At 66.3% G+C, this 11,636-nt stretch carries 8 protein-coding genes and 1 pseudogene; 1 reads left to right on the forward strand and 8 read right to left on the reverse strand.

Features of this window, described 5'->3' with window-relative positions; all coding sequences use genetic code 11:
- Positions 1 to 4: 4 nt before the first annotated feature.
- The 3 genes from modA to ACN5W5_RS01360 all read right to left on the reverse strand — a co-directional run bounded on the left by modA (position 5) and on the right by ACN5W5_RS01360 (position 4,782).
- The gene (gene modA / locus ACN5W5_RS01350; RefSeq protein ID WP_420046810.1) at positions 5 to 760 is read right to left on the reverse strand and encodes a molybdate ABC transporter substrate-binding protein; all 756 of its coding nucleotides are present in this window, start codon (positions 758 to 760) and stop codon (positions 5 to 7) included.
- Between the two features lie 125 nt (positions 761 to 885).
- Positions 886 to 1,197 carry a response regulator gene (locus tag ACN5W5_RS01355; protein WP_420047419.1) on the reverse strand — a complete coding sequence of 104 codons (312 nt, stop codon included), beginning with the start codon at positions 1,195 to 1,197 and terminating at the stop codon, positions 886 to 888.
- Between the two features lie 6 nt (positions 1,198 to 1,203).
- Complete coding sequence (locus ACN5W5_RS01360) at positions 1,204 to 4,782, reverse strand: autotransporter outer membrane beta-barrel domain-containing protein (protein ID WP_420046811.1); 3,579 nt, start codon at positions 4,780 to 4,782, stop codon at positions 1,204 to 1,206.
- A 710-nt stretch (positions 4,783 to 5,492) separates the two neighbouring features.
- Here ACN5W5_RS01360 and ACN5W5_RS01365 point away from each other — a divergent pair.
- Positions 5,493 to 5,711: pseudogene (locus ACN5W5_RS01365) on the forward strand (hypothetical protein); the annotation flags it as partial.
- On the opposite strand, the gene ACN5W5_RS01370 reads toward ACN5W5_RS01365, so the two are convergent.
- The 5 genes from ACN5W5_RS01370 to ACN5W5_RS01390 all read right to left on the reverse strand — a co-directional run bounded on the left by ACN5W5_RS01370 (position 5,709) and on the right by ACN5W5_RS01390 (position 11,607).
- Positions 5,709 to 6,431: a succinate dehydrogenase iron-sulfur subunit gene (locus ACN5W5_RS01370; protein ID WP_420046812.1), complete on the reverse strand. Its 723-nt coding sequence runs from the start codon at positions 6,429 to 6,431 to the stop codon at positions 5,709 to 5,711. The pseudogene ACN5W5_RS01365 and the gene ACN5W5_RS01370 sit on opposite strands and share 3 nt — an antisense overlap.
- Positions 6,428 to 8,461 carry a nitric oxide reductase activation protein NorD gene (locus ACN5W5_RS01375; RefSeq protein WP_420046813.1) on the reverse strand — a complete coding sequence of 678 codons (2,034 nt, stop codon included), beginning with the start codon at positions 8,459 to 8,461 and terminating at the stop codon, positions 6,428 to 6,430. Before ACN5W5_RS01375 ends, ACN5W5_RS01370 begins: the two co-directional genes overlap by 4 nt.
- Positions 8,462 to 8,474: 13 nt before the next feature.
- Entirely contained in the window at positions 8,475 to 9,275 is an 801-nt protein-coding gene (locus tag ACN5W5_RS01380) for a CbbQ/NirQ/NorQ/GpvN family protein (protein WP_420047420.1), read from the reverse strand.
- A 41-nt stretch (positions 9,276 to 9,316) separates the two neighbouring features.
- Positions 9,317 to 10,696: a cbb3-type cytochrome c oxidase subunit I gene (locus ACN5W5_RS01385; RefSeq protein ID WP_420046814.1), complete on the reverse strand. Its 1,380-nt coding sequence runs from the start codon at positions 10,694 to 10,696 to the stop codon at positions 9,317 to 9,319.
- Positions 10,697 to 10,764: 68 nt separating this feature from the next.
- The gene (locus tag ACN5W5_RS01390) at positions 10,765 to 11,607 is read right to left on the reverse strand and encodes a c-type cytochrome (protein WP_420046815.1); all 843 of its coding nucleotides are present in this window, start codon (positions 11,605 to 11,607) and stop codon (positions 10,765 to 10,767) included.
- Positions 11,608 to 11,636: the final 29 nt, after the last annotated feature.

Below are 11,636 nucleotides of genomic sequence, written 5' to 3' on the forward strand. Positions count from 1 at the left end.
GGTGTCAGATGTCATAGCCGAACGAGCGGATCAGGTCTTTGGCGTTCGGGCTCTTGAGCAGCGTGAGCAGCGCCTGCGCGGCCTCGTTGCCCGCACCGCGTTTCAGCAGCACGGCGTCCTGCCGGATCGGATCGTAGAGCGTCTGCGGCACCACCCACATCGAGCCGCCCTTGAGCCGCCCGCCCTCCAGCACCTGCGACATCGCCACAAAGCCCACCGCGGCGTTGCCGGTGTGCACGAAGCTGTAGGTCTGGCCGATGCTCTCGCCCTGCACCAGCTTCGGCGCGAGCGAAGCGCTCAGGCCCAGCCGGTCCATCGCCTGCACCGCGGCCGCGCCGTAGGGCGCCAGCTTGGGCGCCGCGTGGGCCACCTTGCCCAGGCTGGGGCTTCGGAGGATGTCACCCCGGGCATCCACCGTGGTGGCGCTGGCCGACCACAGCACCAGCTTGCCGGTGGCGTAGGTGAAGCGGCTGCCCGGCTGCGTCAAGCCCTCTTTCTCCAGTGCCTCAGGCGTCTTGGCGTCGGCCGCCAGCAGCAGGTCGAACGGCGCGCCGTTCCTGATCTGCGCGTAGAGCTTGCCGGTGGAGCCCAACGTGATCTTCAGGGTGTGGCCCGTGGTCTTTTCCAGCTCGGCCGCGATGGCCTTGATCGGCTCGGCGAAGTTGGCCGCCACGGCCACCTGGGCTTCGGCGGACCAGGCGGCACTGTGCACGAGCGTGGCGAAGAGCAGGACGGCTAGAGGGCGAAAGGGCAGGGGCATGGTGACCTCGGATCGGAGCGGGACGCGGCAGCTGGGACTCGTTATCCCAAAATGGAATAGCGAGTGTAGCGGGTGTTCGCTTGGGTTCGGGAGTGGTACAGGCCACACTGCTGCTCATTAGGTGTTCATACCTGCACGCGACAATGCCCAAGCGTGCAGGCCGTCTGGATGGCAGTCCTCAACTGGGCCAAACACACTGGCTTGGTCAGGTAAGCGTCCATGCCGGCATCGCGGCAACGCAGTTCTTCGCCGTGCAATGCGTTGGCCGTCAACGCGATGATGGGCAGCCGAGAGCCTTCAGTTTCTTCGGCACGCACCGAAGCGGCCAGCGAGTAGCCGTCCATGACCGGCATGTGAAGGTCCGTCTGCAGCAGGGCATGGCCTCCGCCGCGCCAACGGGCTAGGCGACTCTCCCAGAGGTCCCTGGACGGGTGCAGCCTTGCTCAAAAGCTCTTTTTGAATCCAAGGGACAGTTTGCTGGTGTCCTTGCGGTTTCGCAATCCCGCTTCGTAGCGCGCATCGGCCCAGAGCCACGCCGCATCACCCGTCTGGGTCTGCACCCCGACGCCCAGCTCCAGATAGGTCTGGTCGAACGTCTCTCCGGCTTTGACCTGCCCACCGCCTTGCTTGGCGCTGAGCGTCATCTGGCGGGTCTTGACCAGGTCGTGTACCAGGTGCGCTATCCCGTAATACTGCGTTTCGTCCGTCCGGCCTTTCCCATCCCAGGCCTGCCCGTTGTGCACGCGAACACCGGCTCGCGTTCGCAACGCATCAAAGCTCTCGCCTTTCATGCGCGAGTACGTGTCTTCGAACGCTCCGTAGCGCGTGTGCAGCAGCACCGCCTGCCCCTGACCTTCCACCGTCCACTGCGTGCCCGATGCGAACTGGAAGGTCTTGAGGGGCACGCCCTTTTCCACACCCAGCGCGAGTTGCCAGCCTTTTTGCGTGGCTTTGTCGCCGTAGCTGACGCTGAAATCGTTCTTGATCAGGTTCAGGTGCCCCACCCAGTCGGTGTAGCTGCCATCTGCCTTCATCTCGGTTTTGTACCCGCCAAGACCGTAGCTCTTGGTGTTGATGAGCCCCGTGTCGGCTGGCAGGCCCGCGGTCGGACGCACGCGGTCCCAGGTGTCTGTCTGGCTGCTCACGTAGTGGCCCAGCCAGCCCATGCGACTGCGGGTGCCTTGCTCGTCGCTGCTGTTGCGCAGATCGTTGCCAAACTGGAAGCCCTGGGATTCCTGGTCGTAACTGAAGCGGTCCCGCCCTTTGCCGGAGAGATCTTGCGCGAGGAATCGACCCCAGGCCTTGCCTTGTTCGGCGCCTTGCACGTTCAGGTCGCCCTGGCGCTGGTGCAGGGTGGCCGTCTGCAGGAAACCCACATCCGCGTTCATGCTGCGTGCAACGCTGTAGGCGCTGATGGCCGGTCGCCAAAGCGGCACAGCCGCGCCAGGGGCGTAAACCACGGGTCCAATGGTCTTGAGCGGGTTCGGACCTTCGGATTCTCCCGGGCAGGTGTTGTTTTGTTCGCAAGGCACCACGGCCGAGACCAGATACCAGTCATTGGCGTCTGCGGCACTGCCCTGTTGCAGCACGTATTGGTAGTTGCCGACTTGCAGGTTGCCAATGTCCCAGCTGAAGTTGCTGCTGTCGGAGCTGCCGTCCACCTGGATCAGCTGGATGCCGTTGGTGGTCTGGGCACCGCTGCCTCCGATGTTGTTGATGTTGAGTGTGCTTTGACCACTGACATTGCCCTGGATGTTCAGGCGGTCTGTGGCGCTCGCGTCGTCACCGAAAACCGTGTCAAACAGGAGCACGCTGCCGGTGTTGCCCAGGTAGTTGCCTGTCAGGGTGGCCTGGTCGTCGCCGGCACCGTCCTGAAAGGTGACAGTGCCGGCGTTGCCCAGCGAGCCGTTGATGGTGAAAACGCCTGGAGAACCGCCTTTGAGATCCAGGGTGGCGCCTGAATCGATGTTCAGTTGCCGCACGCCAGCTGGTCCGGCCTCGAACAGGTCGCCTGTGAGTTTCAGGGTGCCGCCGTCGACGACATTGATGGTCTCCCAGCCGGTCAGATTGTTGCCCCTGGCCAGGTTGTCGGTTGCGCCCGTGAAGCCCCGCACGCTCAGCCCGCTGAGCGTCAGGGCGTCATCGCCAGCGCCGCCATCGAACCGAGGAGCGCGGCTGATATCGACGCTGCCGGCGAGCAGCACGGTGTCGTTGCCGCTGTCCATGAAAGTGGAACCGACCAGCGATCCACCGCTGGCCACGAGCTGGTCATTGCCGGCACCCAGACCGATGTCGCCCCGGAGGGTGCCTGCGGTCGTGGTGACGCGGTCGCCCGATGCGCTGCCACGGATGGCGAAGTTGCCCGCCGAGGTCGCTGTGATGTTGCCGCTGTTGTTGACCGTGCTGCCATTCGTTACACCACTCAGGTCGATGCCGTCGCCGCCAGTGCTGGTGATGCTGCCGCCTGTGTTGGTGACGCTGGCGGTTCCGGACGTGATTTGCACCCCGTCACCCACGGCGGTGATGTGACCGTCGTTGCGCACCAGGTTTGCCGCGCCCTGCGGCGTGCTGATGCTGATGCCGACGCCTGCCGACTGAACGCGCCCATCCTGACGTACTGCCGCGTCGCCCAACGCCGCTTGCACCCGGATGCCAGCGGCGCTGGCATCGGTGGTGGTGATCTGACCGGCCGCATCTTGCGACACCTGCACATCGCCCGCCGTGGAGTTGGTGTTGACACCGGCGAGTGTGGCGTTGATGAAGCCGCCCTCCTGGATCACGGAGACTTGCCCGGTGGCATTGGCGGCAATGCCTTCACCGCTGGAGTTGATGGTTCCCCTCTGGGTCACGCTGCTGGTGCCGTTGGTGGGCGACTCGGCATGGATCCCGCTGGAGCTGGCGGTGGTGGTGGTGAGGGTGGTGATGCTGCCAGTGGCTTCCTGAAGCACATGGGCATGGCCATCGCGGGTGGCGGCATACACGCCAGGTGCGTTGACGCCATGGGTGGTGATGCTGCCCGCCTGCACAACGTCCACATCGCCCTGGCCTGTCGTGATACCGGTGGTAGCAGAAAGGCCATAGCCGAAATCGCCCTGCGTGACGATGCTGGCGCCAGCGCTTTGTGAGGCAGTGGCCGTGCCTTGGCCCTCCATCAGAGCCACCACGCCAGAGGAACCGTTGAAAACAGGCGATGCGCCGCCCGATGTCTCGATGGTGCCGCCGGTCTGGCTGGCCTGCACGACCACGCCCGTGGCTGTGGCGTTGTTGGCATGCGCCATGACGCCGTCGGCGTTCGTACCCGATGTCACGATGCTGCCACCGCTTTGTGTCGCGCTGATGGTGACGATGCTGCCACCACCCACTGCGTAGAGGCCTTCTGCGTTGTCGCCTGCCGTGCTCACGAGACCCGATTGCATGTCCACCTGCGCAGAGCCCTCGCTGGAGTTTGCCTGGGCGCCATGCGCATCGGGGCCCAGGGTGGAAATGTCACCGCCCACCGTCACACCGCTGCCTTGTGTTGAACTGGCCAGGATGCCATGGGCCCCGCTGGCCAGCGTGGTGATGCGGCCACCCGTCATGTGAACAGTGGCCTGCCCATTGGACACGGCCATGATGCCGCGCCCTTCCTCGCCCGAGGCCGTCGCATTGATCTGGGAAAACCGGTTGGCCATCACGGTCACGTTGTTGGCGCTCGTGGTCGATCCAGCAAGAACACCCTGTGTGCTCACCACCATGGCCGCGTTGTCCAGGATGAGGCTCTCGATCGTGGTGTTCGGGTAATAGAGGATGCCATTGGCGTAGGTTTCGAGCGCGCAGGTGATCGATATCGCTGCAGGGCCGCACTCGTCGGCCGCGTGCGCCAACGTGGATCCAGCAAGCGCCATCGCACCAACCACCAAGGTTTGTGCGCCCGCCATGCAACGGTTGACCTTGCCGCTCTTGCCCGACGAGCGCGCCGTTTCCGCCGCGACCACCCACTGTCCCGCACCGCGATTCCAAACGACACGATGTACCTTGTTCATGATCCCGCCTTTTTTTGTTGCGTTACACGCCAATAACGGCGTGGGAATGGTTTGGCTGATCGCGGGTCAAACCAGTACGTGGCCTCTTGATCGGGCCTTGGTCAACTGGTTGTTTATGCATGCCCTGCACCCGGCTCGCCGATGACGGCGGCGCCCGACGCAAGGCCTTCTCAGCGCCGCCAGCATGCGGTCAAGTCCGCGCGCAGTCCGTCTGCTGGCGTACAGAACCACAGAGCGTGGCCGCCGCTGCTTCGAGCAGGTGGATAGACCGATCACGGCTGAGCCTGAGAACGGAGCCGATCCCGAACAAGTGCCTTGGTCGTCAGCGGCCTGGCAGCGGACCCCTTCAGCCGTTGCTCGAAGGAGGCTCGCTGGAGGCGGTCCAGGCGGGCGAGCGCGGCAAAGCCCAACCGCTAGGCTTTCGGGATGCTGGTCGCAGAACGACAACTGGAGCCTGAGCGCTGCGACTTGTTCAGCAGCCACTGGTCGACCGCATGAGCCAACTGCTAGGTCAGACTCGCAGTCTTAAGCCATGTTGGCGTGTGTTGAGAGGCGGGTGACTGAGGCGCAGCGGTCGTTCGACCCTTCCATCTTCGAAAGACAGGTGACCACAGCGGCCGACATTCAGCCGTGCTTGGTCAGCGGCAGCAACCAGCCTCAAACAGCCCGTCACGTCAACAAACTGACGGGCCTCTTATTGCCGATTCCAGTTGGACCCAAAGCAGCGTTGGCATTGCCTGGAGGCGTTGCGCCACGTGGGACAGGCGGGGTCGATACCGCAGGCCGCAAGCGACGCGGGCGTCAGCTACAAGGCGGCATGGCAGGCGATTGACACGCTGAGCAACCTGAGAGGTCAGGCGCAGGTGGACCACCCGGTGGGCGGCAGAGGCGGTGGCGGTGCGGGCACCAAGCCGCAAGGACAACCGCTAAAAGCTGCGCCGAGCCATCATCGTCTTGATCTTGCTGATGGCCCCCGCGGGCAGCAGGCCCTTGGGGCACACGTCGACGCAGTTTAGGATCGAGCGGCATCGGAACAGACGAAAAGGGTCGTCCAGGTAGTCCAGCCGCTCTGCGGTGGCCGTGTCGCGGCTATCGACGAGAAAGCGGTAGGCCTGCAACAGGCCGGCTGGCCCGACGTATTTGTCCGGGTTCCACCAGAAGCTCGGACACGCCGATGAGCAGCACGCACACAGGATGCATTCGTACAGCCCGTTGAGCTCTTCGCGCTGCTCGGTGGACTGCAGGCGCTCCCGCTCCGGGGCGGGCGCTTCGTTGATCAGGTAGGGCCTGATCGAGTGGTACTGCTTGAAGAACCCGGTCATGTCGACGATCAGGTCGCGGATCACCGGCAAGCCCGGCAAAGGCTTGAGCGTCACCACACGCGGCAGCGTGTTCATGTTGGTGACGCAGGCCAGGCCGTTCTTGCCGTTGATGTTCATGGCGTCGGAGCCGCAGATGCCTTCGCGGCAGGAGCGCCGAAACGACAGGCTCGGGTCCAGAGCCTTGAGGCGCACGAGCACGTCGAGCAGCATGCGGTCGCCGGGGTTCACATGGAGCTCCAGCGTCTGCATGGTGGGCTTGGCGTCGACATCGGGGTCGTAGCGGTAGATCTTGAAGGTGTGCATGGGGGCTTTCAGAAAAAGGCTCATGACTTCACCAGCCGCTGCATCCAGTCGAGCAGCACGGTGGGCAACGAGGCCGGCGTCTGCAGCAAGGCGTGGTGCTGGGCGCCGAACACGGCGGGCAGGTAGCTCGCGGCCTGGCGGTCCACGGCCAGGCAGAACGGCGAGATGCCCTGCAGCCGGGCTTCGGTCACGGCCTGGCGGGTGTCTTCGATGCCGTAGCGGCCTTCATAGACATCGCAGTCGTTGGGTTTGCCGTCGGACAGGAGCAGCAGCAACCGGTGTGTGGCGCCTTCGCGCATGAGCGTGGCGCTGGCGTGGCGCAGGGCGGCGCCGGTGCGCGTGTACTGATCGGGTTCGAGGGCCGCGATGCGCAGCGCCACGGCGGGGCTGTAGGGCTCGTCGAAGCGCTTGATGTCCCAGAGGCTCACGGCGGCGGGCCCGTTGCCCGAGAAGGCCTGCACCGCGAAGGGTTCGCCCATCGCACCGAGGGCAATGCACACCAGCAGCAGGGCCTCGCGCTCGACGTCGATCACCCGGCGGCTGTTCGAGATCCAGCCGTCGGTGGAGCCACTGACGTCGATGAGGATCAGGATGGCCATGTCGCGCCGGGTGCGCTGCTGCGAGCAATACAGGTCGTCGGCCATCGGCCAGCCGGCGCGCAGGTTGGCCAGGCCTTCCACGCAGGCTTCGAGGTCGATGTCGTCGCCGTCGGTCTGGCGGCGCCGCAGCGTGCGCTGCGGGCGCAGGGCCGCGAAGCGCTGGCGGATGGCGCCGAGCAGCGCGCGGTGCGTGGCCAGGGTGTCGTCCACCCACCGCTGTGCGCCGGCCGGGGCGGCCAGCAGCCGCACCGTGGCGCCCGGGTGGCGGTAGACCGCTGTACGCCAGTCCCACTCGGGGTAGCAGAAGGTCTGCGGGGTGTATGGCGCGGTGGCGCTGGTGTGTCGGGGCCGCACGGCCGGTGGGTCATCGGAGAGCAGCACCTCCGGAGCCTGGCCCGGGGTCCAGACCAGCCGCGCCTGCGCCAGCTCTGACACCAGGTCGGCGAACTCGTCGGCCCCCGCCGACTGGTCGCGGTCGGTGGGCCGCTGCAAGCCGAAAGGGTCCTCGGCCTGTTCGTGCGGCACGTCGGGCGGGATCATCCACGCGCCCGGCGTCTGGTCTTCTTCCTGCTCGGCGCCTTCGCGCACCTCGGGGCGGCGCGTCAGGCGCGCGCTGCGCGGCGCGCGGGTGGCTGCGTTGTCGGCCACGTCATGGCCCGCAAGCGCTGAGCCCGTGGCCGCGCCGGGCGGGCGCAGCTCGCCGGTCCAGCTGTCGCGGAACAGGGGCGATGGGCCCAGGCGCCCGGCGCTGGGTAGGTCGCGGACCATTTCGGCCGCGAGGAGGTGTGCGATGCAGGCCGATTCTTCCGGCGACGTATGGATGGGTGCGTGCACGTTCGGCCCCTCGCAAGGCTGCGCGATCAAGTCGCGCACCCAGGCTTCCAGCGGGCGGCGCGACGCGGTGAACTGCGACAAAGGAGGGCGGGCCGCGAGCGCGGCGCTGCGCAGGCTCTTCAAGGCCCTCGCCATGCCGGGCAACAGCCGCGCCAGCGCCGCGTCGGCCGCCACCGCCTCGATCAACAGGTAGAGGTCGAGCACCAGCGGCGAGGCACCGGGATCCAGGCCGGCGGCACTGCCCCGGCTTGCCCGCATGGCCTGCACCAGGGCCATGGCGCGAAAGCGGTCCATGGCCAGCGTGGCGTCCGGGAGGCCGGTGTCGGGTGGCAACCAGATGCACTTTCCATCGGTGGCCGGCAGCGCGGCGCGCGCGCGCGGGAAGGCTTCGCGCTGGAACACCTGGGCGAGCAGGGTGGGGCGGGCCGGCGTTTGCGCCGTGCGCAAGCGGTAGGTGATGCCGAACACCGCCTCGATCAGCAGGCCCAGCCGCGGCGCCACGTCCGCCAGCTGGGTCATGGGCTTGACGGGCGCATTGGGGCGGTGCCGCCGCCACAGCGCCTGCGTGAAGACGGTGGCGTGCCGGGCCACGTCGGTGATCACGTCCTCGGCTTCGGCCATCGGGTGGTGCCTCTCAGACGAAGGTGGCGTCGACCAGATCGCGCATCGCGCCCACCAGTGCTTCGTCGTCCGACAGCGGCGACACCACCGCGCTGAGGCAGGCCTGACGGATCGGGATGCCGCTGACCACCAGCGCTGCCGCCGCGATCAGCAGACGGGTGCTCGGCACCTCGGCCAGGCCGCGGTCGCGCAGCGCGCGCAGCCGTTGCCCGAGCGACACCAGCGCCATGGCCGTGGCGTGGTCGGCGTCGGCCTCGCTCTCGATGATCGCCGCCTCGCGCGGGGCCGGCGGAAAGTCGAAGTCCAGCGCCACGAAGCGCTGCCGCGTGCTGGGCTTGAGGTCTTTCAGCATGCGCTGGTAACCCGGGTTGTAGGAGATGACCAGCTGAAATCCGGGCGCGGCCACCAGCGTTTCACCGGTCTTGTCGATGGGCAGGATGCGGCGGTGGTCGGTCAGCGAATGCAACACCACCATGGTGTCCTGCCGGGCTTCGACCACCTCGTCGAGGTAGCAGATGGCGCCCTCGCGCACGGCGCGGGTGAGCGGCCCGTCCTGCCAGGCGGTGCCGTCGTGGCGGATCAGGAAACGGCCGATCAGGTCGCTGGCGCTCAGGTCGTCGTGGCAGGAGATCGTGATCAGGGGGCGCCGCAGCCTCCAGGCCATGTGCTCGACAAAACGCGTCTTGCCGCAGCCGGTGGGGCCTTTGAGCATCACGGCCAGTTGCAGGGCGTGGCAGTGCTCGAAGACGGCCACCTCGGCACCCGAAGGCAGGTAGTACGGCTCGTCGACGGTCGACCGATCTGACCCGTCCAGTGGGCCAACGGTGTGGAGCAGTGGAGCGGCCAAGGGGGCACTCACAGGGTTGTCAAGATGGCTTCGGCTTTGGTTGAGCGAGGCGCACTGGGGTCCGCCTCGACATCGAAGCGCGGTGCATGGCGGAAGAAGTCGTAGATGAACAGCCCCACGCCGATCGCGAACAGCGAGCCGGTGGCGATCAGCATCACGAAGTGCACCTGGATCTTCAGCTGCGCGTCGAGGTAGCCCATGCCCATGATGCGTTCGAGGTAGACCTGCGCGATGCCGGCGGTGGCGAACGACAGCGTCATGCCGAACATGCCGCCGACCTGCATCCAGAACGCCCAGTAGCCGAGGCTGCTGCCTTGCTCGCTGCGCCCCGGCGCCATGGCCGGCAGGGCGTAGGTGATCATCGCGAGCACGATCATGGCGTAGGCGCCGTAGAAGGCAGCGTGGCCGTGCATGGCGGTGATCAGCGTGCCGTGGGTCCACTTGTTGACGTCGGGGAAGGTGTGCGCCAGGCCCAGCAGGCCGGCCCCGAACAGGGTGAACAGCGCGCTGCCGATGGTCCAGTGAAGGGCCAGCGTGTTGGGGTGCGAGAGGCCGGCGCGGCGCATGGCCGAATACGCGAACATGGCCATGCCCACCAGCGCGGCGGGCTCCAGCGCGCTGAAGACGCCGCCGATGGGCAGCCAGTACGACGGCACGCCCACCCAGTAGTAGTGGTGCGCCGTGCCCAGGATGCCGGCGATGAACACCAGGCCCACGATCACGTACAGCCACTTCTCCATCACCTCGCGGTCGGCGCCGGACAGGCGGATCAACAGGTAGGCCAGGAAACCGCCCTGGATCATCACCCACACGCCCTCGACCCAGAGGTGGATCGTCCACCAGCGGTAGTAGATGGACACGGTGTAGTTTTCGTACTCCAGCAGCGCGGGCAGGTACAGCAGCGCGGCCAGGCCGAGGCCGAGCACCAGAACGCCCTCGGTGGTGGTGAAGCGCTTGGAGCGCCAGATCGTCATGCCGATGTTGTAGAGAAAGATCAGCATGCAGATCACGATGACGATCTTGTGCGGCAGGGGCTGTTCCAGCAGCTTGTTGCCGGTGCCGTAGCGGAACAGGTAGCCCACCACGGCGGTCACGCCCATCAGGGTCCAGAGGCCCAGCTGCACGTAGGCGAGTTTGGTGCTGTAGAGCTCGGTGCGCGATTCGTCGGGCACCATCCAGTAGGTGGCGCCCATGAAGCCGGTGAGCACCCACACGATCAGCAGGTTGGTGTGGATCACCTTGGTCACATCGAACGGCAGGATGTTCAGCAGCGGATCGGGGCCGAGGTACTTGGCGGCCGACAGCAGGCCAAACACCAGCTGCAGCCCGAACAGCACCATGGCCACGGCGAAATACCAGTAGGCAACCGATTGAGACCTGTAGCGCATGTGAAAACTCCTGCAGAAATGGCGGCGGTGGCCCGCGGCCTGTGTGGGCTGGACGGCTTCGAAGCCCGTTACTTGAAGGTCGCCAGGTAGGCCGCGAGGTGGGCCAGTTGCTCGGGTGTCAGGTCCTTTTGATAGGTGTTCGGCATGAACGAAACCCCGTTGGCCGAGTACATCGCGCCTGCGACCAGGTGTGCGCTGGGATGGGTGATGGACTCACGGATGTAGGTCGCCAGGTCGGTGGCCGAGCCCTTGTAGTCGGGAGAGGCCAGCGTCTCCTGCGTGCGTGTGGCGATGCCGGCCAGCGAGGGGCCCGCCATGTCGGCCCCGGGCGTGAGGGCGTGGCAGGCGGTGCAGGCGGGTGCGGCAGATCGGAACACACGCTCGCCCAGGGCGACCGGGTCTTTGTCGGAAGCGGTCGCGGCAGCGGTCGATCCTTCAACAGCTGCGGCGGGGCTTGCGGCGTTCGCTCCCGTTGCGCCCAGGCCGGTGACCATGATGGGCCGCGGTGGCCAGTCCTGGTTGTCCACCTGGCTCACCCAGTCCAGAAACGCGATCAGGCCGTCGATGTCGGCATCGCTCAGGTCCTGCTGGGGCATCAGCCGGCGGTGGCGCTGCTCGTCGTAGAACTTCGAAGGGTCTTTCAGGAAGGCCCGCAGGTAGGGCGCGCCGCGCTGCTGCGCGATCTTGGTGAGGTCGGGGGCGTAGTACGCCCCTTCACCGAAGATGGTGTGGCAGTTGATGCAGTTGTTCTTGTGCCAGACATCCTTGCCCAGGGTGACCGCGGGCGTGATGTTCTGTGCGTTCGTCAGTTTCGGGAACTGGCGGTGGCTGTCGATGGTGAGACCGAGAAAGACCAGCGTGGCGAGAAGGGTTGAGCCGATCGCGAAGTAACGTGCCTGACGCTTGTTCATGGGGCTGCACCGGCGTCAGACGCTGATGC

Source organism: Hydrogenophaga sp. ZJX-1, assembly GCF_048590325.1.
In the GTDB taxonomy this organism is placed as follows: domain Bacteria; phylum Pseudomonadota; class Gammaproteobacteria; order Burkholderiales; family Burkholderiaceae_C; genus Hydrogenophaga.

Coding starts and splice junctions, on each gene's coding strand:
- modA (WP_420046810.1), bottom strand. CDS start 760: ATGCCCCTGCCCTTTCGCCCTCTAGCCGTCCTGCTCTTCGCCACGCTC.
- ACN5W5_RS01360 (WP_420046811.1), bottom strand. CDS start 4,782: ATGAACAAGGTACATCGTGTCGTTTGGAATCGCGGTGCGGGACAGTGG.
- ACN5W5_RS01370 (WP_420046812.1), bottom strand. CDS start 6,431: ATGAGCCTTTTTCTGAAAGCCCCCATGCACACCTTCAAGATCTACCGC.
- ACN5W5_RS01375 (WP_420046813.1), bottom strand. CDS start 8,461: ATGGCCGAAGCCGAGGACGTGATCACCGACGTGGCCCGGCACGCCACC.
- ACN5W5_RS01385 (WP_420046814.1), bottom strand. CDS start 10,696: ATGCGCTACAGGTCTCAATCGGTTGCCTACTGGTATTTCGCCGTGGCC.
- ACN5W5_RS01390 (WP_420046815.1), bottom strand. CDS start 11,607: ATGAACAAGCGTCAGGCACGTTACTTCGCGATCGGCTCAACCCTTCTC.